This window comes from Leptobacterium meishanense, from assembly GCF_037645805.1.
Taxonomy (GTDB): Bacteria; Bacteroidota; Bacteroidia; order Flavobacteriales; family Flavobacteriaceae; genus Leptobacterium_A; species Leptobacterium_A meishanense.
In genome coordinates this window covers 373133-388214 of record NZ_JBBEXE010000002.1, presented here as the reverse complement: position 1 = coordinate 388214, position 15082 = coordinate 373133, and the positions used below count along the sequence as shown (strand labels likewise).

Sequence of the window (15082 nt, the reverse complement as noted above, 5' to 3'; positions counted from 1 at the left end):
ATAATGCCATGTCACGTTACAATTTCAAAAATTATCTGGCACATACTCCCTTTTTACCAAAAGCAATTTCAGTACCTTTACGTAAAACTACGTATAAATTATAATCGATATTTTTATGTCAAAAAAGTGCCTATTCATACTCGCTGCCGTTCTCCTTTCAGCAGCCATCAGTTGTAAAAAAACGGAAAAGAAAACAGATCCTGTTAAAAAAGAAATAACAGAAGTTATAGAAGTAACCACCCTAAAATTCGCCCTGGAACCCAAAAGCGAAAGTACTGCCGCCGGAGAAGTAACCTTTAGTGAAGAAAACGGAAAAGTGACCATGACGGCCACTTTAACAGGACTTACCGAAGGCGAACACGCCATTCACATCCATGAAAAAGCAGACTGCTCCTCCCCTGACGGGAAATCGACCGGGGGCCATTGGAACCCTACATTTGTGCCACACGGGAAATGGGGTGCTGCAGAAGGCTACCACAAAGGCGATATCGGGAACTTTACGGCCGATGCCAATGGAAATGGCAGCATTACCATGACCACGGACGAATGGTGCATAGGGTGTGGCGATGAAACCAAAGACATTCTTGGAAGAGCAATTATTGTGCACCAAGGGGTGGATGATTATGTAACACAACCTACCGGAGCTGCCGGCGGACGTGTAAGCTGTGGTGGCATTATTCAGTAATAAACATCCTTTAAAAAAAGAAGCTACCTAAAAGTGTCATTTCGATTCCGATACCTATCGGGAGAGAAATCTTATCTAATTTTAGCAATCTGATTATTAAAAGCCTAGATTTCTCATCCCGGCAACTACCGGGGATTCGAAATGACCTGAATTCAAAATCTTTTTGAGTGGCTTTTTTGTTTACTTTTATTTAAAAATTCAAGGTATGAACCCTTCAGCCTCCGGATGGATCAAGAAAGCGTTATCATTGTTAGAAAACGAGCCTTTTTTTAACAATACTACAGATACTGCGTTTTACCTCCGGCTCAGGGAAACAGGGTTTGTGTATGGTACCAATGTTGCCACTGTTTTTGACGTGCAATCGGAAAACACCCTCACAGAGAGGGAAATGGCTAAAGTCAATCTATTTACTTCCCTTTTGTTCTTTTATCAGTCAGAAACCAAAAATAAGGACACCAAACGTGCCATTGATCACATTTTAAGCTTTTATCAATGCCTAAAAGCACGGAATTTCTCCTTTCTGGACAAGATCATTATTGGAAAACATGGTGTCGCACAGCTAGAAAAAGTGATTGATACACGTGTGCGGGGCAATACCAATATCTTCACAAAATACTTTGGGAACATCGTTACCAATGTGCTGCTTTTTGTAGATATATTGGCTTTTATTCACTACCTGAGAGGGGATAAAAATTGTGAGGTGTACGTAAAAAACACTGAAATTGTATTGACCAATACAATCTTAAAGGCCCTAAGCTCAAAAGAAAAAAAATCGGACTATGATGAATTGCTCATCCGGTTGGTAGAATCCTCCTTACGTTACCATGAAATTACATCTTTCAATATTTTTAAAGGTAAAGAGGATTGTTTTGGAAACTATACTTACTTGCTAGAAAAATATTACTTTCTCGATTTAGCTACCATGGCCATCTGGGACGATATTCAACTGGATACAAATGAGCATCATTTTTTGCATGGCCTGGGCAACCGGTTACAGCTTCCTTCCCCGTATGTATCGGAAGCAGCCACATATACCCATACTTTTATTGAAGCGCATAAAGAATCTATTGCGTTTTTTAATTCATCCAATCCTGTAAAAAACTTTTATGAGCAAGCAGGTAAAACAGTCAGCAAACTCATTCTGAGAAATAGAAAACGGTTGACCAAGGAGTTGTTAGAAAGTAAGGAGTTGGTGGTATTGCTTACAAAATCAACACATAAAGAACTCTCTGAAACCGAAAAACGAAAAGTGCGGGAACAGTTGTTGGATGTTTGTAAAAGCATTCCTTCCCTGGCCATTTTTGCTTTGCCCGGTGGGGCTGTCCTGCTTCCCATCTTTGTGAAGTTCATTCCAAAACTGCTTCCTTCTGCTTTTGATGACAACAGGGTTTCTAAAGGCCCTGATACATAAAAATGCCCCACGAAACGTGAGGCATGGCTTTAAGTGTTATAATATATACAGTTTATCCCAAAGAAGCCACATGCTTAGCAAGGCTGCTCTTTAAGTTTGCTGCTTTATTTTTATGGATAACGTTGCGTTTTGCCAACTTGTCAATCATCGATACTACCGTTGGGAACAATGTAGTCGCTTCTTTGGCCTTCTCTATAGTGCGCAGTTTTTTAATCGCATTACGAGTGGTTTTGTGTTGGTATTTGTTTCGCAAACGTTTTGATTCGTTACTTCTAATCCTTTTTAACGCTGACTTGTGATTTGCCATTTTTCTTCTTTGTTTGTTCTGCGAATACTATCGCTCTTCTAAAAATTGTTTTCGTAGTCCGTAGGGGAATCGAACCCCTGTTACCAGGATGAAAACCTGGCGTCCTAACCCCTAGACGAACGGACCGGTTTATTTTAGTAGCCCGTAGGGGAATCGAACCCCTGTTACCAGGATGAAAACCTGGCGTCCTAACCCCTAGACGAACGGACCGGTTTATTTTAGTAGCCCGTAGGGGAATCGAACCCCTGTTACCAGGATGAAAACCTGGCGTCCTAACCCCTAGACGAACGGACCGGTTTATTTTAGTAGCCCGTAGGGGAATCGAACCCCTGTTACCAGGATGAAAACCTGGCGTCCTAACCCCTAGACGAACGGGCCATGCTTTTCGCTTACGCGGATGCAAAAATACAACTATTTTTAAATGATACAATAGCTGTAAAACATTTTTTAAAACTCATGCGCTAATACGCCTTGGCAAATAGCACTCGTTGTGATGAAAGCTTTCCGCTATACACGCAAACACCTTCCTCTTTTTTACCATCTAAAAGGATGCAACGTATCGTGGCTTTGGTAAGCTCTTTTATCTTTTCCTCTGTTTCCGGGGTCCCGTCCCAATGGGCAGACAAGAACCCGCCTTTAGATTCCAAGACCTGCTTGAATTCCTCAAAACTGTTCACCTCGGTAATATGTGCTTCTCTGTGTTTTAAAGCTTTATTATATATATTGGCCTGAATCTCTTCCAACAAACTCTCTACTTTTTTCACAACATCGGCTTCTGCAACCAACTCTTTATGCAAGGTGTCACGACGGGCTATCTCATAGGTACCGTTTTCCATGTCGCGCTGGCCAATGGCCAATCGTACAGGAACCCCTTTTAGTTCATATTCATTGAATTTCCATCCGGGTTTTTGGGTATCACGGTCATCATATTTTACAGAAATACCTTTTGCACGTAATGCTTTTACCAAAGGATGTACCCGTTCAGAAATCAAGGTGAGTTGTTCTTCCCCTTTGTAAATAGGCACAATGACCACCTGTATAGGGGCCAGTTTTGGGGGCAGCACTAATCCGTTGTCATCACTATGTGTCATTACCAAAGCACCCATTAAACGTGTAGAAACACCCCATGAAGTTGCCCAAACATACTCCTGTTGCCCTTCTTTGGTTGTAAATTTCACATCAAAGGCTTTGGCAAAATTTTGCCCTAAAAAATGTGAAGTCCCTGCCTGAAGTGCCTTTCCGTCCTGCATCAAAGCTTCAATACAATAGGTTTCTTCTGCTCCGGCAAATCGTTCGCTTTCACTTTTCACCCCTTTTATTACAGGCATGCCCATATAATTTTCAGCAAAATCGGCATATACATGCATCATCTGTTCCGCTTCTGCTATCGCTTCTTCACGGGTTGCATGCGCAGTATGTCCTTCCTGCCATAAAAACTCTGCAGTACGTAAAAACAACCGGGTACGCATTTCCCATCGTACCACATTGGCCCATTGGTTCACCAAGATAGGAAGGTCCCGGTAGGATTGGATCCATTTCCGGTACGTGTCCCAAATAATCGTTTCAGAGGTTGGACGCACAATAAGTTCTTCTTCCAGTTTCGCTTCAGGATCTACTACAATACCGCTACCGTCTTCTGCATTTTTTAACCGATAATGGGTCACTACGGCGCACTCTTTGGCAAACCCTTCTACATGGGCCGCCTCTTTACTCAAGTACGATTTTGGTATGAATAATGGAAAATACGCATTTTCATGGCCCGTTTCTTTGAACATCCTGTCTAATTCTGCCTGCATTTTTTCCCAGATCGCATAACCATAAGGTTTTATCACCATACAGCCTCTTACTCCTGAGTTTTCAGCCAAATCAGCCTTTACGACCAACTCATTGTACCATTTTGAATAATCCTCATTTCTGGTTGTTAGTTTCTTGCTCATTACTTTTAGTTTGGCATAAATATTGTATCTTTATTAGAAGAAATGGTCTGGCAAAACTAACCATTTTTACTATGTACAACAATAAATTTTTGCGATGATGAAAACTTCCAACTTCCTTCAACGGTATAAATTATTTTTATTGATCCCCATTTTAACCTTTTTACTGGTTTCTTGTGGTTCCTATCAGCAATCTTCTTATTATGATAGGGTTTATGGTGAAGACCCGTATTACAATTATGGTGTTTCTGAGCAACCGGAAGAAGAGCCTACCTATTATGAAGACTATTTTGGGCAAAAAGCGCAGGATTATGAATTAATACTGGGAGAAGAAGAAGTTTTTACCGATGTTGATTCATATACTAGTACCCCTGACAGTACTGATGTAGCTTATGATTATGCGTACCGTTCAGGAAATGCCGGATGGGGCGAAAACCCAAGTAGTGTTTCCATAAACATATATAGCTCTCCTTATTATGGTTGGGGCGGATTTTATGGAAGTTACTGGAACAATTGGTATTGGGGATGGAACAATCCTTACTGGGGGTGGAATGTCGGGTTTGGAAACCCTTATTTCTATGGTTCCTGGGGAGGGTTTGGCCCTTGGGGAGGATTTGGCCTATGGGGATTACCTTACTATGGAAATTTCTACGGATATCCATATTATGGTGGATTTGCGTATGGTTACCCATATGCATACAGAAACCGCTCTTACTCCTACACCAACAGTCGTAGAGGTTATTACAACAGAAGTAACTTAAGTGGTGTAAATAGCCGCAGCAATAGGTTTTATAGAAGTAATGACGGTATTTACCGAAGAGGGCGAAATTCTACGATAAACTCTAACCGAAGGGGTTACAATAACAGTTCACGTATCAATAGTAACCGTAGCCGAAGAAATAATAATTACTATAGGGGCAACCGTTCATACAGAAATAATGATGGTAACCGCTCACGATCATACAGGAACAATTCTAATTACAAAAGGAACAATTCCAATAATCGGTCCTACAGAAATAATTCGGGCTCACGTAGGAGTTCCGGGTTTTCAAGGCCTTCTTATTCAAGACCTAGTAGCGGCTCTAACCGGTCTTCAGGAGGAAGCCGGGGAAGAAGTAACGGACGGAATAATTAATAGACATCCAACTCAATAAGTAAACTCATGAAAAAAATAGCATTCTTCTTTGCAGTGGTGTTAACTGCTACAGTCAATCACGCACAATCCATAAGTGATGTCCTCCGATATAGTATGGAAAACACGCAGGGAACTGCCCGTTTCCAAGGGCTAAGTGGAGCTATGGGGGCTATAGGAGGCGATTTATCCGCCATCAATGTAAACCCTGCAGGATCTTCATTGTTCAAGAACAGTTTTCTTACTTTTTCATTAAGCAACTACAATGCTAATAATGAAACACGCTATTTTAATGGTTTTAATGAATCGGACACTGACAATGTTGAGTTTAATCAGGCCGGTGGTGTGCTTGTATTTAAAAATGCTAATCCGGAGTCGAAAGGATGGAAAAAATTTGCCATTGCCTTCAACTATGACCTTGTAAACAGCTATGACAATGAGTTTTTTGCTTCAGGCATCAGTGATCAATCCATCGATCAATATTTCTTGACATTTGCGCAAGGAGTGCCTTTAGGCCCTTTGTTTATTCAGGATGGGGAGTTTATTGAAGAAGCATACTTAGATATTGGTGCTAACCTTGGTTTTGGCCCACAACAAGCCTTTTTAGGCTATTTTGGAGGTGTAATAGACCCCGTTGACATTAATGATGATAACAATACGGACTATATTTCAAATGGAATCTTTTCCGATGTTAATCAAGCCTATTTAAGGCTTACCTCAGGATATAATAACAAATTTACAGCTAATGTTTCAGGTCAATATAACGAGCATCTCTTTGTTGGGGCTTCTTTAAATTTCCATGATGTATTTTATGAGAATTTCTCCCTTTTTGAGGAAAGTGGTTACGATGCTACTTCACCCCTGCAAGGTGTTAGTTTTGACAATCTGCTCAGAACCTTTGGGGATGCGTTCTCCTTTACTATTGGTGGTATTGCAAAGATCAATGATGCAGTTCATATAGGAGCTACTTATCAATCCCCTACATGGTACCGTTTCACGGATCAATTATCACAGCGTATCAATTCTAACCTAGCAGATAGTGAAATTGGGTTTATTGACTTCTCTATTGTCAATATTTTCCCAGATTATAAAATTCAGGTACCGGCAAAACTTACCGGGAGCTTAGCGCTTATTTTTGGAGAAGAAGGCTTCATAAATTTTGATTATAGCTATCAAAACATGGAAAATGCTGAACTAAGGCCGAATTCTGATCCTGATTTTGCTAATGAAAATGCATTTATCAGTAGTCAACTAAAAGCAGTTTCTTCCTTTAAAATAGGGGGGGAATATAAAATTGATGACTGGCATGTACGGGGCGGTTACCGTTTTGAAGAAAGCCCTTATGAAAATAGCAATACAATTGGTGACCTAAGCGGTTTTTCTTTAGGTGTAGGCTATACTTTTGGCCCTACGGTGTTTGATGTAGGGTTTAGCCAAACACAACGCGACATTAACACGCCTTTGTTTGAGACAGGGTTGACCAATGCTGCCAACATAGATGCTACAAACACAAATTTAACGTTCTCGTTAAGTTTTAACCTATAAAAACGTTATATAAAAGCACCTAAAACAAAAAAGCGGTTATACGAATTTGCTGTTTTCTTATGATAACTTAAGATAACGTTAAACACGATATCCTCTTTAATAATTAACTATCTTTGCAGTCTTATTATTCCGATCGAATGAAAATAGATAAATCTTTAGAAAAACAATTTGAGGAGTTAGGGGATAACCATGCGGCCGGTTCTGCTAAGACACCTTTAAGGGATGATGCATTTGAATTATCAGACGATGAGAAGATTGAACGCATCCAACAAGATGTGTACAATATTATGGATACCTTGGGGCTCGACCTCACTGATGATAGCTTACGGGGAACACCAACCCGGGTTGCCAAAATGTTTGTAAAAGAACTCTTTCAAGGGTTGCACCCTAATAAAAAACCCAGTGCCTCTACCTTTAAAAACAAATATAAATACGGCGAGATGCTGGTGGAAAAAAATATTACTGTTTACTCTACCTGCGAGCACCATTTGTTGCCTATTGTTGGTAAAGCACATATTGCTTATATTTCTAACGGAACTGTAGTAGGCCTTTCAAAAATGAACCGAATAGTTGATTATTTTGCTAAACGCCCACAAGTACAGGAACGAATGACGATGCAGATTGTACAGGAATTGCAACGGGTTTTAAATACTGAAGATGTGGCTTGTGTAATTGATGCCAAGCACCTTTGTGTAAATTCCAGAGGAATACGTGATGTAGACAGTAGCACGATAACAGCCGAATTTGGTGGAAAATTTAAAGAAAAAGAAACCCGAAGAGAGTTTTTGGACTATATAAAAATGGATACTGCGTTTTAAGCTGAAAAAAGATCATCAATCAAAATGCAAGAGTACAAAGAGCAGCAGCTAAAAATTTACAATTCACTTTCCGGAAAAAAAGAAAACTTCCAACCTATTAATGAAGGTTATGTCGGCATGTACGTATGTGGCCCTACAGTATATAGCAATGTTCACTTAGGAAATTGCCGCACTTTCATTTCTTTCGATTTGGTTTTTAGGTATCTAAAACATCTGGGATATAAAGTTCGGTATGTTAGGAACATTACAGATGCTGGTCACCTAGAAAATGACGCTGACGAAGGCGAAGACCGTATTGCTAAAAAAGCCCGGTTGGAACAAATAGAACCAATGGAAGTGGTACAACGCTATACCGTTGACTTTCACAACACCCTTGCAAAGTTCAATAATTTACCTCCGAGCATTGAACCTACTGCTACCGGCCATATTATTGAGCAAATAGCAATTATTGAAGACATTCTTGATAAAGGGTATGCCTATGAAGTGAATGGCTCTGTTTATTTTGACGTTTTGAAATTTAACGAGTCCAATCACTATGGAAAATTGAGTGGTCGGAACATCGAAGATATGATCCATAATACTAGGACACTCGATGGACAAGATGACAAGAAAAACCCTCAGGACTTTGCTTTGTGGAAAAAAGCAGAGCCACAGCACATTATGCGTTGGCCTTCGCCATGGAGCGATGGGTTTCCCGGCTGGCATTTGGAATGTACAGCCATGAGCACCAAGTATTTAGGTGAGCAATTCGACATACACGGAGGTGGTATGGACTTGAAATTCCCACATCACGAATGTGAAATTGCACAAGCAGAAGCTTCTAATGGCCAAAGTCCGGTAAAATATTGGATGCATGCCAACATGCTTACTTTGAATGGTAAAAAAATGGCAAAATCGACCGGAAATAATATCCTGCCCGATGAAATTTTCTCTGGAGACAATACCATTCTAAGTAAACCTTTTGCCCCTTCTGCCGTACGTTTTTTTATATTGCAAGCACATTATCGAAGCATTCTTGACTTTAGCAATGATGCCCTCCTAGCCTCAGAAAAAGGATTTAACCGTTTGATCGATGCCATTCATGTGTTAGATGAATTAAAGCCTACTGGAGAAACCTCCGGTTTTGATAGCTTAAAGTGGAAGCAGGATTGCTATGATGCCATGAATGATGATTTTAACAGTCCTATACTTATTGCGCATCTCTTTGACGCGGTTAAGTATATCAATCAGGTTAAAGATGGAAAGGCTACTATTTCAGCAGAAAACCTCCAAATTTTAAAGAAAACTATCCATACTTTTGTTTTTGATGTGTTGGGACTTGCCCATACTGCTTCGGCAGATGCTACCACAGATAAACTGTCTGGCGTAGTGGAATTATTGATTGCGCTAAGAGCAGAAGCACGTGCCAACAAAGATTTTGCTACTTCTGATAAAATACGGGATGAACTGGAAGAACTAGGCATTCAATTGAAAGACGGGAAAGAAGGAACTACGTTCAGTCTATAAATAATTGACCTGAAAATAATAATGAGCAAACAAAAGCTAAATACCACTTCGGGAAACACTTCGTTTGCAACCATATTAAAAAGCATCTTCATAGCTCCTTTTATTCTGTTGGTAAAAATATATCAATACCTGATTTCTCCCTTAACACCGGCTACTTGCCGCTACTCTCCTACTTGTTCCCAATATACTGTTGAAGCCTTAAAGAAACATGGCCTGTTTAAAGGTGGCCGATTGGCTATCAAAAGAATTTTTAGTTGCCACCCTTGGGGAGGCAGTGGTTATGATCCGGTACCTTAAAGAATCATTCTAAAGAACCAATAAATACAAAAGTCTACTAACTATTTTCCTATATTTACAACGCTAAATTCTTTAAACCCATAAACATGTATTTTTTAGGTATTACCTGGAATCCTGATAAAGCATTATTTGAAATTGGTTCTTTTCAGCTTCGTTACTACAGCCTTATGTTTGTTATTGCATTTTCGTTAGGTTGGTATATTATGAAGCGTATTTTTACCAGAGAAGGGCAATCACTGGAAAAACTCGATTCTCTATTTGTATATTCTGTGATAGCCACTCTTTTAGGGGCTCGGCTTGGGCATGTTTTCTTTTACGACTGGGCTTATTTTAAAGACCATTTACTGGAAATCATCCTGCCTTTTCGTTTCTCACCAACATTTGAGTTTACCGGATTTAGTGGTTTGGCCAGTCATGGTGCAGCCATCGGAATTATCATCGCTATGTATTTATACCGAAGGAAATACCCGGAACTCAAACTGTCATGGATACTCGATAGAATTGTGATCCCTGTAGCTTCAGGAGCTGTTTTTGTGCGTATTGGAAACTTCATGAACTCCGAAATCAACGGAAAAGAAGTGGACGCCGATTTTCCTCTGGGTGTCCGTTTTGTACAAGATGCCATTTCTGAACGCGAAGCGTTTCAAATTACGGGAGAACGTAATATCTCGGAAGCCTATAACCTTATTGTGAGCGACCCGCGGTTTGCAGATACGTTAAATACTATTCCGTTTCGCCATCCGGCACAATTGTATGAGGCATTCTCTTATATATTCGTATTTCTCATCCTTTGGTTTGTTTATCGTAAGACCGATAAAAAAGATAAACCTTTTTTCCTCTTCGGCCTGTTCTTAGTGTTATTATGGACAGTCCGTTTCTTTGTGGAGTTTGTAAAAACAAGTCAGGGCGGATTTGAATCGGTATTCAATAATGCGCTTTCTACAGGTCAACTATTGAGCATTCCATTTATCATTGCCGGGTTGTATTTTATGTTTAAGCCCGCTAAAAAATAGTTCTTATGAAAGTTTTTAGTTCCATGTTTATCCTGATAGCCCTTGTAGGTTTGACCGTAGCCTGCAATGATGGCAAGAAAAAAAGCCCCGTAAAAAAACAGGTGGTCGCTTTTAAAAAGGAAGGTACGTTACAACTCCTGAAACCGGATCAACCAGTTTATAAAACGATAGACATTGAAATTGCGGATAATGACTATGAAACCGAAACCGGATTGATGTACCGAACATCAATGGAAGAAAACCATGGTATGTTGTTTATTTTTAAAGAAGAAGCACCTCGTTATTTCTACATGAAAAACACTGAAATTCCATTGGACATTATCTACATTAATTCCGAACTGAAGATTGTAAGTTTTGTAGAAAACGCTACACCTTTTGATGAAGCTTCACTCCCCTCTAATTTCCCTGCAAAATATGTTTTAGAACTTAATGCGGGATTGGTCAAACAGTGGAATGTTCAGGTAGGGGATTCTATTTCTTTTATAAAGGATTGATTATTAAAGCAGATTATTCAAGTATTTCCTTTTTAAGCAGAGGGGCAAGTTCTTGCTTGATAAAATTCTTAATTTATTTGGTATAGTAAAAATAATTTTTCTGTTATATTTGGTTTAGTTGTATAAAAATTCTACCGAATCATTCCATAGCTAAGACTATCATGGCTAATTAAAAAAAGAAAGACTAAAGACTTTTTTATGAGACATTTAATTCAAATTTTGACTTTAACTATATTATTATCAAGTTGCAGACAAGAACAATCAAATAATAAAGTTGAGATACAAAAAAAATCGAAATTTTCAGAGAAAGAAATTTCAATTTTCACAATCTCATCAATAATGAACCAATCCCCCTCAATTATTTCTGCGACACAAGAAAGTAACATCTATTTGGTTTCATACAAAAGACCTTCTGATGGGAAAGAATTTGAATACAAAATCAAATTTGAAGGAAAAGATAAAATTATTTGGGGAAATAGTGACGGACGATGGAGGGATACAGAATTTGACGAGAAAATTAACTATATGGAGAGTGATGATAAAATGATAATCGTTCAAAAGTTCGGTGATGGTTCGACTATTGGTAAAGAATTTACGAAGAGTGATTTTGAAAAATAAAAAACTAGCTAAAACAATGGCTAAGAAAGAAAGCATGCTCTGCAATCAATGTGTTAAAAATAATGTTATCAAAGCTGTTTCCCTGCCAAAATTGTTGGCAAAATACTTTCGGCTACTTGAATTGCCCTCTTCCTCAAGCTATTTTTCTAATGGCGCACAGTGCAACTTTAAATACCCTATTCCACAAAACCTCCCGACTTTGAACCTTATAATCTAGATTTCTATTTAAAATACAACCCTCACAGGTTTTAAAAACCTGTGAGGGTTGTATAAAAAATATTCTTTTTCTACTTTTTATCTTTTGTTGCTGTTCCTTTATCTTTTAATGTATCAAACATCACCGGGGTTGCAATAAACAAAGAAGAGTACGTACCCACCATAATACCTACGATCATCGCAAACATAAACCCTCGTAAAGATTCTCCTCCAAAGATGAAGATGGCTAACAATACCACCAAAGTAGTTAACGAGGTGTTCAACGTTCTTCCTAAGGTATTGTTAAGTGCCAAATTGGTATTTTCGCCTGCTCTCCAACCTTTTTCAGAGATAATCTCTCGGATACGGTCAAATACAATTACAGTATCGTTCAGGGAATATCCTATTACCGTTAAGATCGCTGCAATAAAGGCTTGGTCTATCTCCATATTAAATGGCATGAATTTATAGGTCAAAGAGAAGATCCCTAGTACAATGAGTACATCATGGAATACCGCTGCAACTGCCCCTAAGGAGAACTGCCACTTACGGAAACGCAATAAAATATATAGGAACACTACGGCTAATGAGCCTAAAACAGCCCATAAGGCCCCTCTCTTAATATCATCTGCGATAGTAGGTCCTACTTTAATAGATTGCATAATCCCTACTTTTTTAGTGTCGCTTCCAATCATGAAATCTTCATAGGTAATACCGGATGGTAAATACTTTTGGAGCGCTGTAAACAAACTTTGTTGGATTTCCTCATCCACTTCCGTTCCTTCTTCATCTACTTTATATTTGGTGGTTATTTTAACCTGATTAGCGCCTCCAAACGTTTTTACTTCTGTGTTTCCGAATATAGGCGACAGGTCATTTGCAATTTCCGTAGGGTTTACCGGGTTTTCAAAACGTACTTGATAGGAACGCCCTCCAACGAAATCAACACCTTGGTTTAATCCCTGCGTCACTAATGAAAAAATGCCTATGGCTATAATAATCCCTGAGATGATATATGCCATTTTTCGTTTTCCTAAGAAATTGATATTCAAATTCTTAAATAAATTCTTAGTAATAGCCGTAGAGAAATCTAAGGAACGTTTACCTTCTTTGATATAACCTTCTAACAGTAATCGGGTTACAAAAATAGCACTGAACAGTGAGGTTGCGATACCAATTAATAAGGTAGTGGCAAATCCTTGAATAGGTCCTGTACCAAATACTAACAGAATAAGTGCTGTTAATCCGGTAGTGATATTGGCATCGAGAATTGAAGATAGTGCATTACCAAACCCATCGGCAATGGATTGTTTCATACCTTTTCCTTTTGCCAATTCTTCTTTTGATCGCTCAAAAATAAGTACATTGGCATCTACTGACATCCCTATGGTCAATACAATACCTGCAATACCGGGAAGTGTTAATACCGCACCTAAACCTGAGAGTACCCCGAAAATGAGCAGGATATTAAATATCAAAGCGATATCGGCAAAAACACCTGCTTTTCCATAGTAGAATACCATCCATACCAATACGATAATCATGGCAATAATAAAAGACATGAAACCACTATCAATAGCTTCTTGTCCTAATGACGGACCTACTACTTCTGATTGTATAATATCTGCAGAGGCAGGTAATTTACCGGCCCTTAATACATTTGCTAAGTCAATAGCTTCATTGAGCGTGAATTGTCCTGAAATTTCTGAGTTTCCACCGGAAATAGCTCCTCTGGATACTCCAGGTGCCGAATATACGATCTCATCCAATACAATGGCAATATTTCCTTGTTCCCTGAACGCTTTTCCTGTAAGTTCTTCCCATATTTTTGACCCTTTACCATTCATCTGCATAGAAACGGCAGGTTTGTTAAACTGGTCATACGTCTGGGTAGCATCTACTACCACACTTCCACTTAAAGGTGCCTCCCGTTCTCTGTTTGATCTTAATGCGTACAAATCAGCTACTTCTGAATCGTCAGCTACTTTTCCCCAAACAAACTTGGCAAATTGGAGTTCTGCCGGCAAGAGTTGCCTTACTTGAGACATTTTTAAGTATGTATTTACCTTGGAAGTGTCTTTAACCGCAAAACTTGCTACTACAGGTGATCCCTGCTGCCCTCCCCCTACGATCATATCAAATAAAGGGTTTACCTGTTTTGCAAGGTCTAAAGAGTCTTTGTTTACATCTGAAAGTAATGAGTCAATACTAGATACTACTTCTTCTGGTTCTTCTTTTTCTACAGCTACCAAATCTTTTAACCGATTGTTGGCAGCTACTAAAAACGATGCTACTTCTTCCGCTTTAAAGGTTTCCCAAAATTCCAACTGTGCCGTACTTTGTAACAGTTTTTTAACCCTGTCTACATCTTTTGCTCCTGGCAATTCTACCAAGATACGCCCGGAAGTCCCTAATCGTTGTATGTTGGGTTGGGTTACCCCAAATTTATCAATACGTTTACGTAATACTTCAAATGCAGAAATAATAGATTCGTCTACTTTTCTTCGAATGATAGGCCGTACCTGATCATCTGTCATTTGAAAATTTATCTCATCGCTCAGTGTTTTGTTAGCAAAGATATCGGGGGAAGCTAAGTTGGTATCACCTTTTATGGCTTCAAAAGCTTCAAAGAATAAATCTACATAGGTTCTGTCACTGTTTTTTGAGGCTTCGTCTGCATCTGCCAAAGCTCTATTAAATACAGGGTCTTTAGAGTTGTTAGCTAATCCTTTAAGAATATCTTTTACAGATATTTGAAGGATTACATTGATTCCTCCTTTTAGGTCAAGCCCTTTGTTTAGCTCTTTTTCTTTTGCTTGGTTATATGTAAAGCTTGCTACTCCTATGTCGTATACTTGCTTGCTCCCTATAGAATCGAGGTATCTCGCTTCTTCTATTTCTCTTTTTACTACATAATCTTCTTCGGAGTCTGCTATTTTATTGGTTGCAAAAACGGTTGCTTCTTTTTCTATTTTATTCGTGATATATGTGAATGATAGTTGATAAATACTAACAATTCCAAATAAAAAAGCAAACAGCCTGATTAGTCCCTTGTTCTGCATTTTTCTTTTATTTAATAATGAGGTTTAAAAAACGAGCAAATATATAATTTACCATAAGATTAAAC

Annotated in this window: 13 protein-coding genes and 4 tRNA genes; 10 read left to right on the top strand and 7 right to left on the bottom strand. The window is 38.9% G+C overall.

The features are described from left to right. Window positions 1–115: 115 nt before the first annotated feature. Window positions 116–685 carry a superoxide dismutase family protein gene (locus WBG21_RS04035; RefSeq protein ID WP_340075060.1) on the top strand — a complete coding sequence of 190 codons (570 nt, stop codon included), beginning with the start codon at window positions 116–118 and terminating at the stop codon, window positions 683–685. Window positions 686–890: 205 nt separating this feature from the next. Next, the gene (locus WBG21_RS04030) at window positions 891–2096 is read left to right on the top strand and encodes an LETM1-related biofilm-associated protein (RefSeq protein WP_340075058.1); all 1206 of its coding nucleotides are present in this window, start codon (window positions 891–893) and stop codon (window positions 2094–2096) included. Between the two features lie 52 nt (window positions 2097–2148). On the opposite strand, the gene rpsT is transcribed toward WBG21_RS04030, so the two are convergent. From rpsT to proS, 6 genes are all read right to left on the bottom strand, one after another. Beyond that, window positions 2149–2403: a 30S ribosomal protein S20 gene (gene rpsT, locus WBG21_RS04025; RefSeq protein ID WP_340075056.1), complete on the bottom strand. Its 255-nt coding sequence runs from the start codon at window positions 2401–2403 to the stop codon at window positions 2149–2151. A gap of 54 nt (window positions 2404–2457) precedes the next feature. After that, window positions 2458–2529 (bottom strand) — tRNA-Glu (locus WBG21_RS04020). A 12-nt stretch (window positions 2530–2541) separates the two neighbouring features. Next, window positions 2542–2613, bottom strand: a tRNA-Glu gene (locus tag WBG21_RS04015). A gap of 12 nt (window positions 2614–2625) precedes the next feature. Further along, window positions 2626–2697, bottom strand: a tRNA-Glu gene (locus tag WBG21_RS04010). A 12-nt stretch (window positions 2698–2709) separates the two neighbouring features. Beyond that, window positions 2710–2781: transfer RNA gene (locus WBG21_RS04005), tRNA-Glu, on the bottom strand. Between the two features lie 83 nt (window positions 2782–2864). Beyond that, entirely contained in the window at window positions 2865–4340 is a 1476-nt protein-coding gene (proS, locus tag WBG21_RS04000) for a proline--tRNA ligase (RefSeq protein ID WP_340075054.1), read from the bottom strand. A gap of 94 nt (window positions 4341–4434) precedes the next feature. Here proS and WBG21_RS03995 point away from each other — a divergent pair, with 94 nt between their 5' ends. The 8 genes from WBG21_RS03995 to WBG21_RS03960 all read left to right on the top strand — a co-directional run bounded on the left by WBG21_RS03995 (window position 4435) and on the right by WBG21_RS03960 (window position 11760). After that, window positions 4435–5472: a hypothetical protein gene (locus WBG21_RS03995; protein ID WP_340075052.1), complete on the top strand. Its 1038-nt coding sequence runs from the start codon at window positions 4435–4437 to the stop codon at window positions 5470–5472. Window positions 5473–5499: 27 nt separating this feature from the next. Further along, window positions 5500–7014 carry an OmpP1/FadL family transporter gene (locus WBG21_RS03990; RefSeq protein WP_340075050.1) on the top strand — a complete coding sequence of 505 codons (1515 nt, stop codon included), beginning with the start codon at window positions 5500–5502 and terminating at the stop codon, window positions 7012–7014. Window positions 7015–7151: 137 nt separating this feature from the next. After that, a complete protein-coding gene (gene folE, locus WBG21_RS03985) occupies window positions 7152–7832 on the top strand; it encodes a GTP cyclohydrolase I FolE (protein WP_340075048.1) in 681 nt (226 codons plus the stop codon). Window positions 7833–7856: 24 nt separating this feature from the next. Beyond that, entirely contained in the window at window positions 7857–9338 is a 1482-nt protein-coding gene (cysS, locus tag WBG21_RS03980) for a cysteine--tRNA ligase (protein ID WP_340075046.1), read from the top strand. A gap of 21 nt (window positions 9339–9359) precedes the next feature. Further along, window positions 9360–9635: a membrane protein insertion efficiency factor YidD gene (gene yidD, locus WBG21_RS03975; RefSeq protein ID WP_340075044.1), complete on the top strand. Its 276-nt coding sequence runs from the start codon at window positions 9360–9362 to the stop codon at window positions 9633–9635. Window positions 9636–9721: 86 nt separating this feature from the next. Continuing rightward, on the top strand, window positions 9722–10648 hold the full coding sequence (gene lgt / locus WBG21_RS03970) for a prolipoprotein diacylglyceryl transferase (protein ID WP_340075042.1): 927 nt from the start codon (window positions 9722–9724) through the stop codon (window positions 10646–10648). A 5-nt stretch (window positions 10649–10653) separates the two neighbouring features. Then, on the top strand, window positions 10654–11142 hold the full coding sequence (locus WBG21_RS03965) for a DUF192 domain-containing protein (RefSeq protein WP_340075040.1): 489 nt from the start codon (window positions 10654–10656) through the stop codon (window positions 11140–11142). A gap of 339 nt (window positions 11143–11481) precedes the next feature. Beyond that, window positions 11482–11760, top strand: coding sequence for a hypothetical protein (locus WBG21_RS03960; protein WP_340075038.1), 279 nt, complete (start codon window positions 11482–11484; stop codon window positions 11758–11760). Between the two features lie 287 nt (window positions 11761–12047). On the opposite strand, the gene secDF is transcribed toward WBG21_RS03960, so the two are convergent. Next, window positions 12048–15017 carry a protein translocase subunit SecDF gene (gene secDF, locus WBG21_RS03955; protein WP_340075036.1) on the bottom strand — a complete coding sequence of 990 codons (2970 nt, stop codon included), beginning with the start codon at window positions 15015–15017 and terminating at the stop codon, window positions 12048–12050. Window positions 15018–15082: the final 65 nt, after the last annotated feature.